This is a genomic window from Stenotrophomonas sp. BIGb0135 (assembly GCF_024810105.1).
GTDB lineage: Bacteria > Pseudomonadota > Gammaproteobacteria > Xanthomonadales > Xanthomonadaceae > Stenotrophomonas > Stenotrophomonas maltophilia_AB.
This window is the reverse complement of the sequence record NZ_JANUDX010000001.1, coordinates 782,435-803,768: the sequence shown is the minus strand read 5'-3', so window position 1 is coordinate 803,768 and position 21,334 is coordinate 782,435. Positions and strand designations below refer to the sequence as shown.

At 68.0% G+C, this 21,334-nt stretch carries 23 protein-coding genes; 10 read left to right on the top strand and 13 right to left on the bottom strand.

The genetic code is table 11. From position 1 onward, the window contains the following. Positions 1-94 precede the first annotated feature (94 nt). Positions 95-580, top strand: coding sequence for a glutathione peroxidase (locus M2421_RS03645; protein ID WP_259203322.1), 486 nt, complete (start codon positions 95-97; stop codon positions 578-580). 79 nt (positions 581-659) lie between these two features. On the opposite strand, the gene M2421_RS03640 is transcribed toward M2421_RS03645, so the two are convergent. The 5 genes from M2421_RS03640 to M2421_RS03620 form a co-directional block, all read right to left on the bottom strand. Beyond that, complete coding sequence (locus M2421_RS03640) at positions 660-1,205, bottom strand: TlpA disulfide reductase family protein (protein ID WP_259203320.1); 546 nt, start codon at positions 1,203-1,205, stop codon at positions 660-662. Positions 1,206-1,362: 157 nt separating this feature from the next. After that, the gene (locus tag M2421_RS03635; protein ID WP_259203318.1) at positions 1,363-2,142 is read right to left on the bottom strand and encodes a ferredoxin--NADP reductase; all 780 of its coding nucleotides are present in this window, start codon (positions 2,140-2,142) and stop codon (positions 1,363-1,365) included. A gap of 94 nt (positions 2,143-2,236) precedes the next feature. After that, the gene (locus tag M2421_RS03630) at positions 2,237-4,108 is read right to left on the bottom strand and encodes an ABC transporter ATP-binding protein (RefSeq protein WP_259203317.1); all 1,872 of its coding nucleotides are present in this window, start codon (positions 4,106-4,108) and stop codon (positions 2,237-2,239) included. A 169-nt stretch (positions 4,109-4,277) separates the two neighbouring features. Further along, on the bottom strand, positions 4,278-4,721 hold the full coding sequence (locus tag M2421_RS03625) for a carboxymuconolactone decarboxylase family protein (RefSeq protein ID WP_256775565.1): 444 nt from the start codon (positions 4,719-4,721) through the stop codon (positions 4,278-4,280). 35 nt (positions 4,722-4,756) lie between these two features. Continuing rightward, positions 4,757-5,653, bottom strand: coding sequence for an RNA polymerase sigma-70 factor (locus M2421_RS03620; protein WP_259203314.1), 897 nt, complete (start codon positions 5,651-5,653; stop codon positions 4,757-4,759). Positions 5,654-5,824: 171 nt separating this feature from the next. Between M2421_RS03620 and M2421_RS03615 the strand changes: the two genes are divergently transcribed. Then, complete coding sequence (locus tag M2421_RS03615) at positions 5,825-7,342, top strand: fumarate hydratase (RefSeq protein ID WP_259203312.1); 1,518 nt, start codon at positions 5,825-5,827, stop codon at positions 7,340-7,342. 159 nt (positions 7,343-7,501) lie between these two features. Here M2421_RS03615 and M2421_RS03610 read toward each other — a convergent pair whose 3' ends face one another. Further along, on the bottom strand, positions 7,502-8,137 hold the full coding sequence (locus tag M2421_RS03610) for a LysE family translocator (RefSeq protein WP_259203311.1): 636 nt from the start codon (positions 8,135-8,137) through the stop codon (positions 7,502-7,504). Between the two features lie 153 nt (positions 8,138-8,290). Here M2421_RS03610 and M2421_RS03605 point away from each other — a divergent pair, with 153 nt between their 5' ends. Both M2421_RS03605 and M2421_RS03600 read left to right on the top strand, forming a co-directional pair. After that, entirely contained in the window at positions 8,291-8,926 is a 636-nt protein-coding gene (locus M2421_RS03605) for a glutathione S-transferase family protein (protein WP_259203310.1), read from the top strand. A 67-nt stretch (positions 8,927-8,993) separates the two neighbouring features. After that, complete coding sequence (locus tag M2421_RS03600; protein WP_259203309.1) at positions 8,994-9,341, top strand: hypothetical protein; 348 nt, start codon at positions 8,994-8,996, stop codon at positions 9,339-9,341. Positions 9,342-9,349: 8 nt separating this feature from the next. Here the strand turns inward: M2421_RS03600 and arsC are convergent, their stop codons facing one another. The 3 genes from arsC to M2421_RS03585 all read right to left on the bottom strand — a co-directional run bounded on the left by arsC (position 9,350) and on the right by M2421_RS03585 (position 11,510). Then, on the bottom strand, positions 9,350-9,703 hold the full coding sequence (gene arsC / locus M2421_RS03595; protein WP_259203306.1) for an arsenate reductase (glutaredoxin): 354 nt from the start codon (positions 9,701-9,703) through the stop codon (positions 9,350-9,352). Next, positions 9,703-10,866, bottom strand: coding sequence for a phospholipase A (locus M2421_RS03590; RefSeq protein WP_259203305.1), 1,164 nt, complete (start codon positions 10,864-10,866; stop codon positions 9,703-9,705). The genes arsC and M2421_RS03590 overlap by 1 nt, the downstream gene beginning before the upstream one ends. Before the next feature lie 158 nt (positions 10,867-11,024). Next, entirely contained in the window at positions 11,025-11,510 is a 486-nt protein-coding gene (locus tag M2421_RS03585) for a DUF456 domain-containing protein (RefSeq protein WP_259203304.1), read from the bottom strand. A gap of 232 nt (positions 11,511-11,742) precedes the next feature. On the opposite strand from M2421_RS03585, the gene M2421_RS03580 reads away from it, so the two are divergent. Then, entirely contained in the window at positions 11,743-11,946 is a 204-nt protein-coding gene (locus M2421_RS03580) for a cold-shock protein (protein WP_019185917.1), read from the top strand. A gap of 91 nt (positions 11,947-12,037) precedes the next feature. Here the strand turns inward: M2421_RS03580 and M2421_RS03575 are convergent, their stop codons facing one another. After that, positions 12,038-12,520: a glycine zipper 2TM domain-containing protein gene (locus M2421_RS03575; RefSeq protein ID WP_259203303.1), complete on the bottom strand. Its 483-nt coding sequence runs from the start codon at positions 12,518-12,520 to the stop codon at positions 12,038-12,040. Between the two features lie 118 nt (positions 12,521-12,638). Further along, a complete protein-coding gene (locus M2421_RS03570; protein ID WP_259203301.1) occupies positions 12,639-13,076 on the bottom strand; it encodes a hypothetical protein in 438 nt (145 codons plus the stop codon). A 94-nt stretch (positions 13,077-13,170) separates the two neighbouring features. On the opposite strand from M2421_RS03570, the gene M2421_RS03565 reads away from it, so the two are divergent. Further along, a complete protein-coding gene (locus tag M2421_RS03565) occupies positions 13,171-13,980 on the top strand; it encodes a tRNA threonylcarbamoyladenosine dehydratase (RefSeq protein ID WP_259203300.1) in 810 nt (269 codons plus the stop codon). Between the two features lie 169 nt (positions 13,981-14,149). On the opposite strand, the gene M2421_RS03560 is transcribed toward M2421_RS03565, so the two are convergent. Together M2421_RS03560 and M2421_RS03555 are read right to left on the bottom strand one after the other, a co-directional pair. Next, positions 14,150-14,917, bottom strand: coding sequence for a TatD family hydrolase (locus tag M2421_RS03560; RefSeq protein ID WP_259203299.1), 768 nt, complete (start codon positions 14,915-14,917; stop codon positions 14,150-14,152). Beyond that, positions 14,914-15,138 (bottom strand): DUF6116 family protein, encoded by a 225-nt coding sequence (locus tag M2421_RS03555; protein ID WP_259203294.1) that lies wholly within the window; start codon positions 15,136-15,138, stop codon positions 14,914-14,916. Before M2421_RS03555 ends, M2421_RS03560 begins: the two co-directional genes overlap by 4 nt. 161 nt (positions 15,139-15,299) lie before the next feature. Between M2421_RS03555 and M2421_RS03550 the strand changes: the two genes are divergently transcribed. From M2421_RS03550 to asnB, 4 genes are all read left to right on the top strand, one after another. Next, positions 15,300-16,130, top strand: a complete 831-nt coding sequence (locus tag M2421_RS03550; protein ID WP_310439266.1) for a glycine zipper 2TM domain-containing protein — start codon at positions 15,300-15,302, stop codon at positions 16,128-16,130. Positions 16,131-16,293: 163 nt separating this feature from the next. After that, positions 16,294-16,839: a GNAT family N-acetyltransferase gene (locus tag M2421_RS03545; RefSeq protein ID WP_259203293.1), complete on the top strand. Its 546-nt coding sequence runs from the start codon at positions 16,294-16,296 to the stop codon at positions 16,837-16,839. Between the two features lie 92 nt (positions 16,840-16,931). Then, positions 16,932-19,211 carry a transketolase C-terminal domain-containing protein gene (locus tag M2421_RS03540; RefSeq protein WP_259203292.1) on the top strand — a complete coding sequence of 760 codons (2,280 nt, stop codon included), beginning with the start codon at positions 16,932-16,934 and terminating at the stop codon, positions 19,209-19,211. Positions 19,212-19,214: 3 nt separating this feature from the next. After that, positions 19,215-21,158, top strand: coding sequence for an asparagine synthase (glutamine-hydrolyzing) (asnB, locus tag M2421_RS03535; RefSeq protein WP_259203290.1), 1,944 nt, complete (start codon positions 19,215-19,217; stop codon positions 21,156-21,158). Positions 21,159-21,334 lie beyond the last annotated feature (176 nt).

Here is a 21,334-nt window from a genome sequence, read left to right as displayed (position 1 = left end):
ATGTTGCCCACGCGGCGGGATCCGGTCGGCGGCCGTTGACCCGCCCCGACGCCCGGCGGCGCTAAGATGCCCGTCTACCGCCTGAGCCGACCCCATGACTACTGCCTTCGATTTTTCCTTCGTTGACCTCGCCGGCGAACCGCAGGCGCTGGAGCAGTATCAGGGCCAGGTCCTGTTGCTGGTGAATGTGGCCAGCAAGTGCGGGTTTACCCCGCAGTACGAAGGACTGGAAGCGCTGTGGCGGGAATTCGGGCCGCGCGGGCTGGTGGTGATCGGCTTCCCCTGCGATCAGTTCGGCCACCAGGAACCGGGCGATGCCGAGGAGATCCGCGCGTTCTGTTCGTTGACCTACGCGGTGGACTTCCCGCTGTCGGAGAAGGTCGAGGTCAACGGCGAGGGTGCCCATCCGCTGTGGCAATGGTTGAAGGCGGAAAAATCCGGGGTGCTCGGCACGCGCGGGATCAAGTGGAACTTCAGCAAGTTCCTGATCGGCCGCGACGGCCAGGTACTGCAGCGCTACGCCCCGACCGACAAGCCCGAATCACTGCGCGGCGACATCGAGGCCGCGCTGGCCGGGTAATGCCGGTCGTTGGCCGGCCGCTCGCATCAATGATCGCCGCGCGCCCATCGACGCAGGGCGCGGTGCGGCGGGACGCGTATCAGCCGCCGGCCTGCCGGTTGCGCACGTCCTCGGGCAGCAGCGCCAGGATGTCCTGGACGATCTCGGGCAGGCTCTGTTCGGAGTAGCCGCGATGCACGCGCGCGATGCGGCCGTCGTGGCCGATGATGAACATGTGCGGGATCGCCTGGATGCCGTATTCGTCGCTGACCACGCCCTTGGCGTCGTGGATGTAGTCCAGCGGCGGGGCGGTGCGGCTGCGGGCGATGGCGGCGAAATCGTTGCGCGGTTCCTTGAGATTCACCGCATACACCTGCAGCGCGTCATGCCCGATCACCTTCTGCAGGTGGCCCAGGATCGGCAGCTCCTTGCGGCACGGGCCACACCAGGACGCCCAGAAGGTGACGATGACGATCTTGCCGCGCTGGCTGGCCAGGTCGACGACGTTGCCCTCGCGGTCCTTGCCGAGGATCTGCGGCGGGATGTCGCCGGCTTTCGGGGATGGATTGGTGGGCGCGGCATCGTGGGCGGCCAGGCCCACGGCAAGCAGCACGCAGGCGAGGGCGGGGCGGATCTTCCTGATCATCGGGCGCGGTTCCAGGTCAGGCCCGGCCGGTGCCGGGCTGACGCGGAATATAGCCGAACGGGGGCCTGGCGGGTTGGCGGGGGACCCGGGCAGCGGTCGGCGGTCCCGTGGACGGCGGCAGCCACGCATGGCGTGGCTCTACCGGTGCGCCACGCGCTTACTTCTCGACGAACGCGCGCTCGAACACGTAATGGCCCGGGGTACCGATGCGCGGGGAGGTCTGGAAGCCGCGGCTGTCCAGCACGGTGCGCAGGTCGGCCAGCATCTGCGGGCTGCCGCAGATCATGGCGCGATCGTTTTCCGGGTCCAGCGGCGGCAGGCCGAGGGTCTTCTGCATTTCCCCGCTTTCCATCAGCGAGGTCAGCCGGCCCTGGTTGGGGAAGGCTTCACGGGTGACGGCCGGGTAGTACAGCAGCTTGTCGCCGATCATCTCGCCGAGGAATTCGTGCTCGCGCAGTTCCTTCTCGAACAGGTCGCGGTAGGCGAGGTCCTTTTCGTAGCGCACGCCGTGGGTGAGGATCACCTTGTCGAAACGCTCGTAGGTTTGCGGGTCCTTGATCACCGACAGCCACGGCGCCAGGCCGGTGCCGGTGCCCAGCAGGTACAGGTGCTTGCCCGGGTGCAGGTCGCTGATCAGCAGGGTGCCGGTGGGCTTCTTGCCGACCAGCACCTTGTCGCCCGGCTTGATGTGCTGCAGGCGCGAGGTCAGCGGGCCGTCCTGGACCTTGATGCTGAAGAACTCCAGGTTCTCCTCCCAGTTGGCACTGGCGATGGAGTACGCACGCAGCAGCGGACGCGCCTCGGTTTCCAGGCCGATCATCACGAACTGGCCGTTCTCGAAGCGGAAGCCGCTGTCGCGGGTCGTGGTGAAGCTGAAGTAGGCGTCGGTCCAGTGACGGACCTCAAGCACCGTTTCGGCGCCGAAAGCGGAAGACATGGGGGTGGGGTCTGATCTGTGTTGTCGGGCCCAGTTTATCTCAAATGAGATAAATTCTCATTGACTGGCCGGAAAGGCAGGTGGAATGGGGGTTTCAACGGTAACCGGCGGCCTGCAGCTCGAACAATTCGGCGTAGCGGCCGCCCTGGGTCATCAGTTCGGCATGGGTGCCGCTGGCCTCGATCCGGCCGTCGGCCAGCACCAGGATGCGGTCGGCCATGCGCACCGAGGAGAACCGGTGCGAGATGAGCACGGCGGTGCGCTGTTCGGACAGTTCCTTGAAGCGCTGGAATACCTCGAACTCGCTGCGCGCATCCAGCGCCGCGGTGGGCTCGTCCAGGATCATCACCTGTGCATCGCGCATGTAGGCTCGGGCGATGGCGATCTTCTGCCACTGCCCGCCGGACAGGTCCACGCCCTGCTTGAAGCGCCGGCCGATGAGCTGCTCGTAGCCGTGGGGCAGGGCGTTGATGACCTCGTCGGCCATGCCGCGGCGGGCGGCATCGCGGATGCGCGCGTCGTCGGTCATCGCCTCGACCAGGCCCACCCCGATGTTCTCGCCGGCGCTCAGGTTGTAGCGCACGAAGTCCTGGAAGATCACCCCCATGTTGGCGCGCAGGTCGTCCAGGTCGTAATCGCGCAGGTCGCGGCCGTCGAGCAGGATGCGGCCTTCGTCGGGGTCGTACAGGCGTGCCAGCAGCTTCACCAGGGTGGTCTTGCCGGCGCCGTTCTCGCCGACCAGCGCCAGTACCTCGCCGGCGCGCAGCTCGAAGTCCAGGTGGCGCACCGCCCAGCGCTCCGCATCCGGGTAGCGGAAGCCCACGTCCTCGAACACGAAGCCCTGCCGGATCGGCTGCGGGATCGCCACCGCATCGGTGCGCGAGTGGATTTCCGGCTGGATCTGGAAGAACGAGAACAGGTCGTCCAGGTACAGCGCCTGCCCGGCCACCTGCGAGAAGCCGATCAGCAGGCCTTCCAGCAACTGGCGCAGGCGCAGGAAGCTGCCGGCCAGGAAGGTGAGGTCGCCGATCGAGAAGTCGCCGCGCACGGTGCGCCAGGCGATGTACGCGTAGGCCGTGTAATACCCCAGCGTGCCCAGCGCGGCCAGCAGGGTGCCCCAGAACGCGCGCTTGCGCGCCAGTGCGCGGTTGGCGTGGAAGAACTTGTCCGCCAGGAATTTGTAACGCTCGATCAGGAAGCGGTGGAGGTTGAAGATCTTCACCTCCTTGGCGGTTTCCACGCTGGCGCCGATCTGGCGCAGGTAGTCGAGCTGGCGGCGCTCGGGCGTCCACTGGAAGTTGAGCGAGTAGCCGGCCGCGTTGAAGTGCGATTCGCCGATGAAGGCCGGCACCAGCGCCACCGCCAGCAGCAGGATCAGCCACGGTGCGTACACCAGCAGGCCCACCGCCAGGCTGGCCACGGTGATGCTGTCCTGCACCTGGCCGAAGAGCTGGCTCATCAGGTTCATCCGGCCCATGGTCTGGCGCCGCGCACGGTCCAGCTTGTCCTGCAGGTCGGGATCTTCGAAATCTTCCAGGTCCAGTTCGGCGGCGTGCTCCATCAGCCGCACGCTGGTGACGTTGGTGAACAGCTCGGAGAGCAGCGTGTCGGCGTAGTTGACCATCCGGCCGAGCAGGTCCGAGCCGATCGCCAGGCCGAACTCCAGCGCCAGCAGGCCCAGCAGCGGATTGAGCAGGCCGCTGGACAGCGCCTCGCCGAACGGCGGGAAGCCGGCCTCGTGCTGGCTCAGGTGCAGGGCGGCATCGATGATGAGCTTGCCGACGTAGAGCATCGCCACCGGCAGCAGGGCGCGGATCAGGCGCAGTCCCAGGCTCGCGGATGCCAGCCAGGGACTGGTCTGCCAGACCTGGCGCAGGAACGGGGGCAGGTTGCGCATCGCCTGGAAGCGTTCGCGCAGGCTGGGATTCTTCTGGCCGGCAGCGCCGGCGGCGGGGGAGGCGGGCATGGCCGCCATTCTGCCTTGGGGCATGTCAACGGATGGGATAAGCCTGGAGAAGCGCCCCCTGCGTCAGGGGGCGGCCGCGAAGCGGCGGGGGTGTGGCTAGCGGCAAGAGGGGCGCACGTTTTGCGCAGCACCGCGTGGGCGCGGCAGCGCGCATGCGATGGCGCGTACCCTACGGCAGCGGCGGCAGCAGCCCGGCACCCAGCCGGTTCCACGCATTGATTACCGCCACCCCCACGCTGAGGTCGCTGATGCCCTTTTCATCGAAATGGGGCGCCAGCGCATCGAACGCCGCATCGGACGGCGCCCCATCGGGCAAGCGGGTCAGCGCCTCGGCCCAGCCCAGCGCCGCGCGTTCGCGCGCGTCGAAGAAACGGCTCTCGTGCCACGCCGGCAGCGTATCCAGCTTGCGCGGCTCGATGCCGCCCTTGCGCAGGGCCGTGCCGTGCATGTCCATGCAGTAGCCACAGCCGTTGATCTGCGAGACGCGCAGGAACACCAGCTCCATCAGCGTTGGGTCGATCGAGCTGTCATGCACGGCCTTGCTGGTGGCGAGCAGGCCTTTGATGGCCTCGTTGGCCAGACGGAAATACGGAACGCGGGGCGAGGTGGACATCACGGACTCCATGACGGCCACGCTGGCCGCCTTCATCAGGAGGACGCGCCTGCATCACCCGCTGTGACAAGTGCGGTCAGTTTTTCCGGATTGAGCACGCTCAATACCTGCGCGATCCGCTCACCGTCGATGCTGACCAGGGTGATCGAGTGCAGGTGCGCCCCCTGGAAGCGCAGGATCGCGGGCTCGCCGTTGACGTAGCCGATCCGGGCCGGGTGCGCGCCGTTGCGCCGCGCGATGGCCCAGTACAGCTGCGCGATGCGCTCGGCGCCGAGCAGGGGGCGGATCGCCGCGGTGACCCGTCCGCCGCCGTCGGACACCATCTCGGCGTTGGCGTGCAGCAGCGACAGGATCGCGGCCTGGTCGCCGCGCTGGGAGGCCTCCATGAAACGGGTGAGCAGGTCGCGGTGCTGCGCCGGCGAGACGTCGAAGCGTGGTTTGCCGGCCTGCAGGCGCTGGCGCGCGCGATGCACCAGCTGGCGGCAGTTGGCCGGGCTGTGCTCCAGCAGCGGGGCGATCTCGGGGTAGTCGTAGTCGAACACGTCCTTGAGCAGGAACGCGGCGCGCTCGTCCGGCTTCAGTTGTTCGAGCAGGGCCAAGAAGGCCACCGACACCTCATCGGCCAGGGCGTGCCGCTGGGCCGGGTCGTGCAGCGGATCCGGATCCAGCGCGATCTCCAGCGGTTCGGGCAGCCACGGGCCCACGTACTGGACCCTGGCGTTGCGCATGGCGCGCAGCCGGTCCAGCCCCAGCCGGGTGGTGGCGGTCACCAGCCAGCCCTCCGGGTCGCGGATGGCGGCGGTGTCGGCGCCCTGCCAGCGCAGCCAGGCGTCCTGGACGATGTCCTCGGCGTCGCTGCGGCTGCCCAGCAGGCGGTAGGCCAAGGCGAACAGGCGGGGGCGGTGGGTCTGGAAGGTATCGGTCGGGGTCATGCCGGGAGGACGCCGCCGGGGGCGCGGTTGTGACGGGGCTGGGACCACTGTGCCGCAGACGGCGCGCCGTGGCGATGCCGGGTGTCGCCCCACGACCGATGCCCCTTGGCGGCGCGAGGGGGGTAAAATGATGGGCTGAATCCCCGCCAGCCTCCAGCAAGCGAGCAAGTCGTGACATCGATCAAGCAGGAAGACCTCATCCAGTCCATCGCCGACGCGCTGCAGTACATCTCGTACTACCACCCGGTCGATTACATCAAGAGCCTCTCCGCCGCCTATGAGCGCGAGGAGTCGCCGGCTGCCAAGGAGGCAATGGCCCAGATCCTGATCAACTCGCGGATGTGTGCCGAAGGCCACCGCCCGATCTGCCAGGACACCGGTATCGTCACCGTGTTCCTGGAAATCGGCATGAACGTCCGCTGGGACGACGCCACCATGGGCGTGGAAGACATGGCCAACGAAGGCGTGCGCCGCGCCTACAACCATCCGGACAACAAGCTGCGCGCCTCGGTGCTGGCCGATCCGGCGGGCAAGCGCACCAATACCAGGGACAACACGCCGGGCGTGGTCAACGTCAAGGTGGTGCCGGGCGACCACGTCGAGGTCATCGTGGCGGCCAAGGGCGGCGGCTCGGAAGCCAAGAGCAAGTTCGCCATGCTCAATCCGTCCGACTCGATCGTGGACTGGGTGCTCAAGACCGTGCCGACCATGGGCGCTGGCTGGTGCCCGCCGGGCATGCTCGGGATCGGCATCGGCGGCACCGCCGAGAAGGCGATGCTGCTGGCCAAAGAGTCGCTGATGGAGCCGATCGACATCAACGAACTGAAGGCCCGTGGCGCCTCCAACCGCGCCGAAGAACTGCGCCTGGAGCTGTTCGACAAGGTCAACGCGCTGGGCATCGGCGCGCAGGGCCTGGGCGGCCTGACCACCGTGCTGGACATCAAGGTCAAGGACTTCCCGACCCACGCGGCCAACCTGCCGGTGGCGATGATCCCCAACTGCGCCGCCACCCGCCACGCACACTTCACCCTGGATGGCAGCGGCCCGGTGATGCTCGATCCGCCGTCGCTGGAAGACTGGCCGCAGATCACCTACGACGCGTCCAAGGGCACCCGCGTCGATCTGGACACGATCACCCCGGAAGACGTCGCCAGCTGGACGCCCGGCCAGACCCTGCTGCTCAACGGCAAGCTGCTGACCGGTCGCGATGCCGCGCACAAGCGCATGGTGGAAATGCTGGACAAGGGCGAGCCGCTGCCGGTCGACCTCAAGGGCCGCTTCATCTACTACGTGGGCCCGGTCGATCCGGTGCGCGACGAAGTGGTGGGCCCGGCTGGCCCGACCACCGCCACCCGCATGGACAAGTTCACCCGCCAGGTGCTGGAACAGACCGGCCTGCTGGGCATGGTCGGCAAGGCCGAGCGCGGCCCGGCCGCGATCGAGGCGATCCGTGACAACAAGTCGGCCTACCTGATGGCGGTCGGTGGCTCGGCCTACCTCGTTTCCAAGGCGATCAAGGCGGCCAAGGTGGTCGGCTTCGCCGACCTGGGCATGGAGGCCATCTACGAGTTCACCGTGCAGGACATGCCGGTGACCGTGGCGGTGGATTCCACCGGCGAGTCGGTGCACATCACCGGCCCGCGCGAATGGCAGGCCCGCATCGGCAAGATCCCGGTGGTGGTGGCCTGACCCGTTGGGGGCCGACTGTCAGTCGGCACCGCGATGGCAGAGAACGGCGCCTTCGGGCGCCGTTTCTGGTTGCGTATGCCGGCGGCGTCGCGCGGCGCGGTGTGCGCGATGGATCGCGCCAGGATCGGCCGGCGCGTCGGCCGGCGGGTCGGCCCGCGCTCAGCGTCGCGCGTCCACCAGCATCCGCACCGCCAGCCCGCCCAGCACCGTGCCCATCAGCCCCCGTTGCAGCGTCTGCCAGCGAGGGCGCCCGGCCAGGAACGTGGCGATGCTGCCGGCAGCCAGCACGATCAGCGCGTTGACGCCCAGGCTGGTGGCAATCTGCACCAGCCCCAGCGCCACCGATTGCGCCATCACGCTGCCGTGCCCGTGGGGCTGGATGAACTGCGGCAGCAACGACAGGTACATCACCGCGATCTTGGGGTTGAGCAGGGCGGTGAACAGGCCCATCGAAAACAGCCGGCGCGGGCTGTCGCGTGCCAGTTCGCGCAGTTCGAACGGCGAGCGACCACCGGGCCGCAGCGCCTGCCAGGCCAGGTACAGCAGGTACAGCGCGCCGGCGATTCGCAGCACATCGTAGGCATGCGGCACCGCCATCAACAACGCGGTGATGCCGAGCGCGGCGCACAGCAGGTACACCAGGAACCCGACGGCGATCCCGGACAGCGACACCAGCCCGGCCGCGCGTCCCTGGCAGATCGAGCGCGATACCAGGTAGAGCATGTTCGGGCCCGGGGTGAGCACCATGCCCAGCGAAAGCAGGCCGAAGGCGAGCAGGTGGGAGAGGTCGGGCATGCCGCGCTCCGGTGCGCAAGGGGGTGTCGCATGCTAGGCCGGTGGCCGCATCGCCGACAGCCACAGCGGGGCGTCCGGCGCTGGCCGATCTGTATCCATCGTAGGCCGCCACAGCGGGCATAATCGGCAGCGTCCCCCCAACAGGCGCCGCGCATGCCGACCACCTTGTATGGCTCCTCCAGCACCGCATCGCTGGTGGTGCACTGGTTGTTGATCGAACTGGGCATCGAGCACGAGCTGGTGCTGCTCGACTTCGACACCCGCGAGCAGAAGTCGGCCGCGTACCTGGCGCTGAACCCCGCCGGCGTGGTGCCCACCCTGGTGCTGGATGGGCAGGTGCTGACCGAAGCGGCGGCGATCGCGCTGCACCTGGCCGACCTGCACCCGCAGGCCGGCCTGCTGCCGCCGGTGGGCAGCCCACAACGCGGCGAGGCGTATCGTTGGATGTTCTGGTGTGCCAACACCGTGCAGCCGGCCTACCGCGCGTGGTTTTACGCCGATGAAATGGCCGGTGCGGAGAACAGCGAGGCCACCCGACAGCATGCGCGGCAACGCCTGGAAGCGGCGTGGCAACGCCTGGCCGACCACCTTCAGGGCGCTGGCCCGTATGTGCTGGGCGACCAGCTGAGCGTGGTCGATTTCATGCTGGTGATGCTGCTGCGCTGGTCGCGCAACATGCCCACCCCGGGCGATCGCTGGCCGGTGCTGAAGGCCTACGCCGACCGCCTCAAGGCGCGCCCGGCCTTCATCGAGGTGTACCGCCGCGAAGGCATCACCGACTGGCGCTGAGCCGGTGGCGACTGCGTGCGCCGGAGGCGTTTGATAACCTCGCGATGGATCCAACAAGGAGCGACACATGCCAAGGATGCTTCTGGTCACCGTACTGGCGCTGCTGTGCAGCGCCTGCAGCAGCGGCGGCGACAGCTACGACCCGCCCGGCCTGCGCGAGGTGACCGCCGCCAACCAATGCATGGAGCAGTGCCAGCGTCATTTCGACAGCTGCATGACCAGTTCCTCGAGCGTCGACAGCAGCGACCGTTGCGGCGCCGGCGTGGCGACGCAGCGCGATACCCGCTGCGACACCATCGACAACCCGGACCTCCGCAAGCGCTGCCAGGCCAGTGCCGACTACTGTCGCAACCGCTTGCCCGCGCTCACCTGCGGCGAAAACCGCAGCCGCTGCGTGAGCCGCTGCGGCGGTTGAGGCGCGGCTTACGCCGGCAGGATCTCGAGCACCGTTTCCGGTGGCCGGCACAGGCGTACGCCCTGGGGGGTACGCACGATCGGGCGATTGATCAGTTCCGGGTGCTGCAGCATCGCCTCGATCAATGCGGCGTCCTCCAGCAGCGGATTAGCCAGCCCGAGGTCGGCGTACGCCGCCTCCTTGTCGCGCAGCAGCCTGCGTGCCCCCGTCCCCATGGCGCCCACCAGCGCCTGCAGCGTGGCGCGGTCCGGCGGGTCCTTCAGGTACTCGATGACGGTGGGTTCGATGCCCCGCCCGCGCAGGATCTCCAGGGCCCCGCGCGAGTTGCTGCAACGCGGGTTGTGCCAGATCGTCACCGCCATCAATACCACTCCAGCAGCGACACGCCGAGGCCGATGTAGGTGGCCTTGTGGTTGTAGTCGATCATGCTTTCGCCGTAGCCATCGAACACCTGCACGTGGCCGCGCAGCAGGTTGCTGATCGGGAAGCCGTAATCGAGCTGCACCGCCCCGTGCGAACGGTCGCCGCCGCGCAGCGAATGGCGCGCCATCAACGAGACTTCGTGGCCGTTGCGGTTCCAGGTCAGGGTCGCGTCGCCACGGCCCATGTAATCCTCGATGTCCGGGTTGTTGTCGTCCTTGCGGTCTTCCGGCAGGCGATACCAGGGGCGCAGCACCAGCGCCCAGTTCTCGCGGTCCAGGCCGATGGTGGCGATCACCCGGTTCCAGCTGCGCGACAGCGGATCGGCACGGCCATTGGACATGTGGTTGACGCCGATCCCGCTCATGCGCCCACGCCAGCCACCGATCGAGTAGCCGTTGCGGAACAGCATCATGATTTCAGGTTCGTAATTGGTTTCGCGGAACGGGCGCGAGTTCTCGGCGTTGTAGGCCTGCCAGCGCGAACTCTGGGTGTACCCGGCCCAGATGTCGCCGTTGTCGCCGAACAGGTTCTCCACCACCTTGGTCTTGAAGCTCAGCTGGAACTTCAGCTCGTTGCTGTCCAGCAGCTGCGGGGTGGTCACGGTGTTGGCCGGGTTCGGCGACTGCGGCGTCTGGTTCTTGTCGCTGGTCCAGAACGCCGGCAGCAGGTACACCGGCTTGTAGGCACGCAACTGGAACGCGCCCAGCTTGGAGTCCTGGGCCAGTTCCCAGCGGCTGTCCAGCAACGAACCCTTGCCGGCGTTGGCCAGCGCCTGGTCGTGACCGTCGCTCTTGAACAGCTCGCCCAGGCGCTGCTTGGCACGCTGGGTGGCCGGTGCATCGGCCTCGGCGCTGCGCGCGGCCTGGCGTTCTTCGCGACGGGCTTCCTGGGCAGCGGTGGCCGCCGCGTCGGCCGCCACGGTTACGCCGCGGGTATGGCCGAACAGCTTGTCGTAGCACGCCAGGCGCGCCGCGTCGGTATCCACCAGGGCGCAGGCTTCCGGCGAGGCCGGCGTGGGCGCGGCTTCCTGCGCGGCCAGCGGCAGGCTTGGGCTGGCCAGGGCCAGGGCGGTGAACAGGGCAGTGCGGGGGCGCAGGATCATCATGAAAGCGAGGCCAGGTGGCGAGAATGAATGGGGTCGACCGGGACAGTGTGGCCGCTGGCCCTGGATCCCGCCAGCGGACATGCGTCGCAGCCCTCCGCGCGTTTATGCCGGGCGGTGGTGTGCTCGGGGCGTGAAGCCTGCCGCAGCAGTCGGACTCAGAGCCACCAGGCGAAGGCGAACAGTCCCAGCATCGCCACCACCAGGGCCATTTTCAGCGCCACCCCCAGCAGGATGCCCAGCCAGGTGGCCAGGCCCACCTGGGTCGACCGGCCCAGCTCGCGGGTGTGCCAGTACTCGCCGGCCAGCGCACCCAGCAGCGGGCCGGCCAGCAGCCCGATCGGCATGAAGAACACCCCGATGATGCTGCCGATGAAGGTGCCCCAGAGCGCCTTGCTGCTGGCGCCCACCCGTTGCGCGCCGACCACGGTGGCCAGGATGTCCACCGCGAACGACAGCAGGGTGAGCAGGCCGAGCAGGGTGAGCGGCAACCAGCCCACGTGGACGAAGCCATCGGTCCAGGCTGCCAGCAGCAGCCCGGCAAACACCAGCGGGATGCCGGGCAGGGCGGGCAGCACCACGCCCGCGATGCCGATCAGGACCAGCATCAGGGCTAGCAGATAGAAGATGAATGAATAGTCCATGCTGTACCGTATGGTATAGGAAACAGGGTTGACATCCGAAAGGATTTGCCAGTTGATTTTTCGTTTTGCCCGGGTTAAGTTGCAGACGCTGAGCTTGGCAAGGTCACCGTGGATCGTGGCCTGATGATGGTAGATCTTCCGGATCCGCTGCATCGTTGCACCTCGCTTCCCCCTTGCTGTCAGCCGCCTGTACCGGCGTATCCAACAACAAGACAGTTAGGGAGTAGCTAAGATGGCTGAGAAGGGCACCGTCAAGTGGTTCAACGACGCGAAGGGTTTTGGGTTCATCAGCCGTGAAAGCGGCGAAGATGTGTTCGTGCACTTCCGTGCGATCGAATCCCAGGGCTTCAAGAGCCTGAAGGAAGGTCAAGCGGTGGAGTTCGAAGTGGTCACCGGCCAGAAGGGCCTGCAGGCCGACAAGGTGAAGCCGCTCTAAGCGCACACCGCATGCCAGCATGCACGCAACACGAAAAGGGCCCGCGCAAGCGGGCCCTTTTTTTATTCCGCGGCGGTGGGGCCAGGCGCGATCAGCGCAGGATCACCTTGCCGTTGACCACGCGCACGTAGGTGTTCTCGCGGATGCCGCCGAGGTCACGCTGGTTGACCACCACGGTGCGACCGTCGTCCATGCGCACGGTGATGTCGAAGGTATCGCTGGTCACATTCTTCTGGATCTGGTTGCCGGCCAGCGCACCACCCACCGCGCCTGCGGCGGCGGCGACGTTCTGGTTGCCCTTGCTGCCGCCGGTATGGTCGGAGATTTCATGGCCGGCCACGGCACCGACGATGCCGCCGAGGATCGCACCGGTGGCCGACGGCGCAGTGCGCCCGGAGGCGACCTGGTTGATGCGGGTCACCATGCCGCAGTCGGCGCAGCGGCCGTTGTTGTAGCCGTTGTTGTTGCCATAACCGTTGTTGTAACCACTGCTGCCGTAGCCGGGCGAGGTGGTCGCGCAGCCAGCCAGTGCGACGGTGGCGACGGCGGCGGCAGCGATGAGTTGGATCTTCATGGTGGTTCTCCTGGCCAGAGGGGTGGTCGAATGCGTCTGGGGCGCATGCCGCAGATCCTGTCCTGTGCTACGTGAACAGCGCGCCAATCTCCCGCCGCCAGCGTGGCTGGCAGATGAATCAGCGGAAATCCTGGTGGCAGGCCTGGCAGTCGGACTGGATCTTCTCGACCAGCTCGCCCATGGCGATGCAATCGGCCGGCGGCGCCGCCAGCGCCTGGTTGAGGGTGGCGCGCAGGCGGCTGGCGTGCTGCTGGAAGCCCTGGCTGTCCTTGAGGGTGGGGAACGCCAGGTCGACGTCGTTGGACAGCGACCGCAGCGTCTGCAGGCGCGGCACGCTGTCGGCCAGGCTGCAGCGGTTTTGTGCCTGGGCATCGTGCAGCAGTTGCACCTGCCGGTTCATCACGTGCATGAGCGCATCGGGGAACGGGTCCTGGCGGGCCTGGATCGCACGCGCGACCATGATCGTGGCGACCAGGCCGACCAGCAGCCCGAGCACGCCCACCAGCAGGTAGCGATAGGCGGCGGAGTGACGGCGGGGCGGGGCGGGCTGGTTCATGCGGTGGCGTCCTTGAGGGTGGCTGCCGCCGATCTTACGGTGCGTCCTGTGGGTGCGGCGTACGGGTCGGCCGGGGGGAGGGTAAAATTCGCGGATGAACGACGTATTGCGCGAACGATTTGCCGGCATCGACCGGCTGTATGGGGCAGGCACCGTGGACCAGCTGTCGACCCGCCGGGTGGCGGTGGTCGGCATGGGCGGGGTCGGCTCGTGGGTGGTCGAAGCGCTGGCGCGCACGGCGGTGGGGCATATGACCCTGATCGATGCGGACGACATCTGCGTGTCCAACACCAACCGCCAGCTGCCGGCGCTGGCCGGCCAATACGGGCGCAACAAGGCCGAGGCGATGGCCGAGCGCTGCCATGCGATCAATCCGGACATCCAGGTGGATGCGATCGCCTCGTTCCTGACCGTGTCGAACATGGTGGAACTTCTGGACCGCGATTTCGACCTGGTGATCGATGCCTGCGACAGTTTCCGGGTCAAGGTGGAAACCATCGCCTGGTGCCGCCGACGCAAGCTGCCGATCCTCACCGTGGGCGCGGCCGGCGGGCGTACCGATCCCACGCTGGTGCGCATCCGCGATGTGTCGCGCACCGAGCACGACGCGATGATGGCGTTGATCCGCAAGAAGCTGCGCAGCGATTTCAACTTCCCCAAGAACGCCTCGCGCTACTTCGGCGTGCCGGCGGTGTATTCGCTGGAGAACGTGAAGTACCCGCAGGCCGATGGCAGCGTGTGCGGCATCCGCCCGAACCTCGGGGCGGACGCGGCGTTGAAGCTGGACTGCGGCGCCGGCCTCGGCGCGGCCACCCACATCACCGGGGCGTTCGCGTTCGCCGCGGTGGGCAAGGCGCTGGAGATGCTGTTGAAGAAGCCGGCGGCGGCCGCCAAGGCCGATTGAAACCCGCGTGCCGCGCGCTTGGTAGAGCCGACCGTTGGTCGGCTGCTTTCGCGTGAACCGCCGCCCGTTGGTCGGCCGCCGTTGCGTGAACCGCCGCCCATTGGTCGGCCGCCGTTGCGTGAACCACCGGTCGGCTGCCGTTGCGCCGACAGCCGACCAACGGTCGGCGCTACGCTGCCAGGCCAAAGAGTGCGCGCGCATTGGCCGTCGTCTGCGCGGCAATCTCCTCGGCCGGCTGCCCGCGCAGCCGCGCCACCGTTTCCAGGATCACCGGCAGCCGCGAAGGCTCGTTGCGTTCGCCGCGGATGCCGGCATCGGGCTGGTCCGGGGCATCGGTTTCCAGCAGCAATTGCTCCAGCGGCATCCGTGCCACCAGCCGTTGCAGCCGCTGCGCACGGTCGTAGGTCAACGGACCGCCAAGACCCAGCAGAAAACCCAGTTTGTGCAGTTGCGCGGCCTGCTCCGGACTGCCCGGGAAGCTGTGGACGACGCCACGCAGCCCGCCCACCTGCCTGATTGCCGCGATCACCGCATCGACCGCGCGCCGTGCATGCACGATGACCGGCAGGTCGAACTCGCGGGCCAGGCGCAGTTGCCCCACGAAATACTGCTGTTGCAGCTCCGCGTCCAGCCCCTCGACGAAGAAATCCAGCCCGCATTCGCCGACCGCGCACGGGCGCTCGCGCTCGATCCAGGCGCGCAGTTCGTCAAGATGCCCGGCACGGTGCTCGGCCAGGAACATCGGGTGCAGCCCGTAGGCCGGATGCAGTCCCTCGGCCGACTGGCAGGTCTGGCGCAGCTTGGGCCAACTGGCGGCGGTCACCGCCGGCACGATCTGCGTGCCCACCCCGGCCGCACGTGCCCGCGCGATCACCTCGGCGCGATCGGCATCAAACTCGCCGGCGTCGAGGTGGCAATGGCTGTCGACCAGGATCACGCGCGGCGTTTGCGCGGCAGGGCGGGCGGCACCGCTGCGCTGCGATTCTTCCAGTTGGCCAGCAGCAGCGTGCCCAGGCCCAGCAGGATCTCGTCCACGAACGGCACCGGATCGGGAATGAACAGGGTCAGCGCGAACAGGCCGGCGGTCAGCTTGAACAGCGTGGGGTAGCGCAACCGGCGCGCCCATTCCAGCATCGGCAGCAGCAGGGGATTGGCCATGACGCACTCCTCGGACAGATGCTGTAAACGCTATCACGAGCCCCATCGACACAGAACCTGAATGGGTAAGGGGGGCGTGCACGCACTGTGGAGATTCCGTTCAGGCACCGCATGCTGGAATCCGCTCAAGAACGTTGCGGATCGCCCGCAGGGAGCCGGATATGAAAAGTACTACCACCACTGCTTTGGTCGCTGCTGGCGCGCTGCTCGTCGGCGGCATCGCCACCGCTGCCTTCATGAAGAGTGGCTCGTCCGCCCCCGATCCGGTGACGGCGACGCAGACCCGGCCCACCCTGGACACCACCCCGCTGGCCGACGACGGCGCCCGCACCGATGCCGTCGCGGTCGACGACAAGGCCGGCAAGCTGGAGTACGCCGACATCGTCAAGGTCGATCCGCTGACCAGGAAGGAAAAGGCCTACGCCACGGTGATCGGTACGGAGCCGGTGCGCGAAACCTCGACCACCCAGACCCCGCATGAAGTCTGCGAGGACGTGGTCGTGCAGGAACGCCTGCCCGAGCGCGATGGCAACGTCGGCGGCACCGTGGCCGGTGCGGTCATCGGCGGCCTGCTCGGCAACCAGGTCGGCGGCGGCAACGGCCGCAAGGCCGCGACTGCCGCTGGCGCGGTGGCCGGTGGCCTGATCGGCAACACGGTCGACAAGCGTCACGTCGGTGGCCGCGTGGTCAACCGGACCGAGCGCCAGTGCCATACCGAAACGGCGACCTCCGAGTCGACCAAGGTCACCGGCTACAACGTGACCTACCGCAATGAAGACGGCACCACGGGCACGATGCGCATGGCCAGCAAGCCGGGCAACCGCATCCCGATGGGCACCAGCAACGCGGTCACCGGCTACAACGTGACCTACCGCTACGACGGCGCCGAGAAGACCGTGAAGATGGACAACAAGCCGAGCAGCGATCGCCTGCCGGTGATCGATGGCCAGCTGGTCACCCAGACTGCGGCGCTGGATTCGAACAAGCAGTGATGTTTCGCGCCGCGTGATGGGGCGAGCAACAGGCCGGCCTAGTCCGGCCTGTTGCGTTTTGCTGTGACAGCCGGCGCGACCAGCGGGCCCGATCAATGACATCCATTGGCCTGCGCGCGCAGCGTCTGCGAAGATCGATGCCGGCATGGCACAGGGCATGGGCATGAGCATCTTCGATCTGCAACTGGAAACCGACCGATTGATCCTGCGCCCGCCGCGGGCAGAGGATTTCGACGCGTTCCTGCGCTTCTGCACCGACCCGGAGGTCATGCAGCACCTCGGTGGCGTGCAGGCGCCATCCCAAGCGTGGCGCAGTTTCTGCTGCCTGGCCGGCAGTTGGCACCTGTACGGTTTTTCGATGTTTTCGGTGATCGAAAAGAGCAGCGGTGACTGGGTCGGTCGGATGGGGCCGTGGCAGCCGCTGGACTGGCCGGGCACCGAAGTCGGCTGGAGCATCCGCCGTGAAAGCTGGGGCAAGGGCTACGCGCCCGAAGCCGCCGTGGCCAGCATCGAGTGGGCGTTCGACACGCTGGGCTGGGACGAGGTGATCCACACCATCGATGCGGCCAACGAGAACTCCAAGGTCGTCGCGCGCAAGCTCGGCAGCACGCTGCTGCGGATGGGTGAACTGCCGCCCCCGCACGGTGGCAAACCGATCGAAATCTGGGGTCAGTCGCGCGACCAATGGCGGGCGCGACGCGGCCCCTGATGGCCATGCTGCACCCGCGCTTGGCAAGCGGCGCGGGTTGCGGCCAGACTCCCGGCGTGGTCGATTTGGCCGCGCGTCACGGAGGCTGATGGATGTTTGCCGTGGTTCCCGATCCGATTCCCGCCCGCATGAAGGCCCTCAACCGGGCCGAGATCTGCGACGCCAACTTCATCGATTTCGTGCAGCAGTGGCAGGGCGATCCGACGCCGCGGCCAGCGCCGGACGCGCCGATCCTGCCGGGCAGCACGCTGGATGCGCAGGGCTTCGATGCGCTGTTCGAGTCGCAGCTGATCAGCCGCCACCTGGACCTGATGGCGCGCGTGCTGCGCGTGCAGAACAAGGTCTTCTACACCATCGGCTCGTCCGGCCACGAGGGCAATGCGCTGGTGGCGCGGCTGGCGCGGCACACCGATCCGGCGTTCCTGCACTACCGCTCGGGCGCGTTCATGGCCGAGCGCTTCCGCCAGTTGCCGGGCATGGACCCGGTGCTGGATGCGGCCCTGTCCTTCGCCGCCAGTTGCGATGATCCGGCCAGCGGCGGGCGGCACAAAGTGTGGGGCAGCAAGCCGTTGTGGGTGCTGCCGCAGACCTCCACCATCGCCTCGCACCTGCCCAAGGCGCTGGGCACGGCCATGGCGATCGAAAGCGCGCGGCGGATCGGGCACGCGCTGCCGATTCCCGAAGACAGCGTGGTGATCTGCTCCTTCGGCGATGCCTCCTCCAACCATGCCACCGCGCAGACCGCGTTCAACACCGCCGCCTGGGCGGCTTACCAGCGACTGCCGGCACCGGTGCTGTTCGTCTGCGAAGACAACGGCATCGGTATTTCGGTGAAGACCCCGGACGGCTGGATCGCGCAGAACTTCAGCCACCGTCCGGGGCTGGACTACTTCTTTGCCGATGGCCTGGACCTGGCCAGCGGCCATGCCCAGGTGCAGCGCGCGCTGGAGCACTGCCGGCGCACGCGGCGGCCGACCTTCCTGCATCTGCGCACCACTCGGTTGATGGGCCATGCCGGTACCGATTTCGAGATCGAGTGGCGGCCGCTGCCGGAGCTGTGCGCGGCCGAAGCGGCCGATCCCCTGCTGCGCTCGGCGCAGATCGCCCTCGAATCGGGCTGGATGGACGGCGCGCAGGTGCTGCAGCGCTACGAAGCGATGCGTACGCGCTGTTTTGCCGCGGCCGAAGAAGCCGACCGCCGGCCCAAGCTGGATGGCCTGGCGCAGATCCTGGCGCCGCTGGCGCCGTACTCGCCGGCGGCCGTGCAGGTCGAGGCAGGCCGCGTGGCCGCCGCCGAAGCGCGCCTGGCCGCGTTCGGCAGCGAGGCGCAGTTGCCCGAGCGGCAGCCGCCGCGGCACCTGGCGATCCAGATCAACCAGGGCCTGCACGAACTCATGGCGAAGTACCCGTCCACGCTGTTGTTCGGCGAAGACGTGGCGCAGAAGGGCGGGGTGTATACCGTCAGCAAGGGCCTGCTCAAGGCGTTCGGTCCGCGCCGGGTGTTCAACACGCTGCTGGATGAAACCATGATCCTGGGCATGGCCCAGGGCCTGGCCAACCTGGGCATGCTGCCGATCCCGGAGATCCAGTACCTGGCCTACCTGCACAACGCGGCCGACCAGTTGCGCGGTGAGGCGTGTTCGCTGCAGTTCTTCTCCAACGACCAGTACCGCAACCCGATGTTGGTGCGTATTGCCGGGCTGGGCTACCAGAAGGGGTTTGGCGGCCACTTCCACAACGACAACTCGATCGCCGCGCTGCGCGACATCCCGGGGCTGGTGGTGGGCTGCCCGTCGCGTGGCGACGACGCGGCGATGATGTTGCGCACCCTGGCCGCGCTGGCCCAGGTCGACGGCCGGGTGTCGGTGTTCCTGGAGCCCATCGCGCTGTACATGACCAAGGACCTGTACGCGCCCGGCGACGGCCAGTGGCTGTTCGCCTACCCGCCGCCGGAGCAGACGATGCTGCCCGGCGAGGGCCGGGTGTACGACCCCGAGGCCAGCGACCTGGTGATCTTCACCTATGGCAATGGCGTGCCGATGAGCCTGCGCGCGGCGCGCACCCTCCAGGCCGAGCTGGGCTGGCAGGTGCGGGTGGTGGACCTGCGCTGGCTGGTGCCGCTCAATGCCGGTTTCATCGCCCAACAGGCGGCCGATGCCCAGCGGGTACTGGTGGTCGATGAAGGCCGGCACAGCGCGGGGGTGGGGGAGGGCGTCATCACCGCGCTGGTCGAGGCGGGGCTGGGCCACCTGCCGCTGCAGCGCGTTTGCGGCGCCGACACCTATACGCCACTGGCAGGGGCAGCAATGTGCGTGCTTCCAAGCGACAATGCACTGGTAAGCGCCGCCCGGGTACTGGCGCAGGACCTCTGACGCATGTGTGGATTGGCAGGAATGCTGCTGCCGGCTCCGGTAATGGAGCAGGCCGTACTGGAACAGCTGGCGCGACGTATGGGCGACGCGTTGATCCATCGTGGCCCGGATGACAGCGGGGTGTGGGCCGATGCCAGCGGCGGCGTCGCGCTGGCGCACCGACGGCTGAGCATCCTGGACCTGTCCCCGCTGGGCCACCAGCCGATGGCGTCCAACGACGGGCGCTACGTGCTCGCCTACAACGGCGAGGTCTACAATTTCGCCGCCCTGCGCGCCGACCTGGAGGCCCTGGGGCATACCTTCCGCGGCCATTCCGACACCGAGGTGCTGCTGGCCGCGTTCGTGGCCTGGGGCCTGGATGCCACCCTGCAGCGCGCCAATGGCATGTTCGCCATCGCGCTGTGGGACCGCGCCGAGCAATGCCTGTGGCTGGCCCGCGACCGGGTCGGCAAGAAGCCGCTGTACTACGGCTGGGCCGGCGAGGCACTGGTGTTCGGCTCGGAGCTGAAGGCGCTGTGGCAACACCCGCACTTCGACAACGACATCGACCGCGATGCGCTGACCCTGCTGCTGAAGCTGGATTACATCCCCGCGCCGCACTGCATCCACGCGCGCTGCTTCAAGCTGATGCCCGGCCGGGTGCTGCGGCTGGATGCGGCCACGGTGGCCGCCGGTGCCGACGCTCACCGGCCGGACCAGCAGCAGGTACCGTTCTGGAACGCGCGCGAGCGCATGCAGCAGGCCCTGGCGCAGCCATTCGTCGGCAGCGATGCCGAGGCCGAGTCGCAGCTGGATGGTGTGCTGCGTGATGCAGTGGCGTTGCGCATGGTGGCCGACGTGCCGGTCGGGGTGTTCCTGTCCGGCGGGACCGATTCATCGGTGGTGGCCGCGTTGATGCAGGCGCAGTCGAGCACGCCGATCCACAGTTTCAGCATCGGCTTCGAGGGTTCCCACCACGACGAGGCGCCGCTGGCCAAGGCGTTGGCGCAGCACCTGGGCACCGACCACACCGAGCTGTACGTCAGCGGGGCCGACGCGCTGGCGGTGGTGCCGCAGTTGCCGGCGATGTTCGATGAGCCCTTCGCCGACGCCTCGCAGGTGCCCACCGCGCTGGTGGCGAAGCTGGCGCGCGGCTCGGTGACCGTGGCGCTGTCGGGCGACGGCGGCGATGAGCTGTTCTTCGGTTATGGCCGCTACCAGCGCGCACTGCGCAACTGGGCGATGCTGGGCAGGGTGCCGGCGCCCCTGCGGCGCTGGATGGCCGCCCATTCCACCACCCAGGGCGAGGCCTCGCGTACCGGCGGGTTGGCCGCGTTGCTGGCCGAAACCGGGGCGCGGGGAATCGGCGATGTGTACCGCAACCGGATCTCGCGCTGGCGCGATCCGGTGGCGGCGGTGAAGGGAGCTGCCGGGGCGGGCAGCTTCTATGACCTCGCCGACCCGCTGCATGGCGCCGGCTCGCCGGCCGATGCGATGATGCTGGCCGACTTCAACACCTATCTGCCTGATGACCTGCTGTGCAAGGTGGACCGCACCAGCATGGCGGTCAGCCTGGAGGCACGCGCACCGCTGCTGGACTGGCGGGTGGCCGAGTTCGCCTGGTCGCTGCCGCTGTCGATGAAGCACCGCGATGGCGTGAGCAAGTACCTGCTCAAGCGGGTGCTTGGCTGCTATGTGCCGCAGGACATGGTGCACCGCCCCAAGCGCGGCTTCGGCGCGCCGGTCAGCGAGTGGCTCAAGGGCGACCTGCGCGGTTGGGCCGATGAACTGCTCGACCCGGCCCGGCTGGCGGCCGAAGGAGTCTTCAACGTCGAGGCGGTGGTGCCGCTGTGGCAGCAGTTCCAGCAGGGCGAGCGCAAATGGCACACGCACCTGTGGAACGTGCTGATGTTCCAGGCCTGGCAGGCGCATTGGCGCCACGTCCGCGCCGGCGTCGAACGCGGCTGACATTGCGCGCAGCCACCCATGGGGTGGCTCTACGAGGGAAGGCCGGCGGTCTTGCCCCCGCGTAGAGCCACGCCATACGTGGCTGGGACCGCCGACCACGCCTGACCAACAGGCAGCCCACAGGTTGGCGCCACGCGGGGGAAAGCCCCGCAGTCGTGAACCCCGCGTAGAGCCAC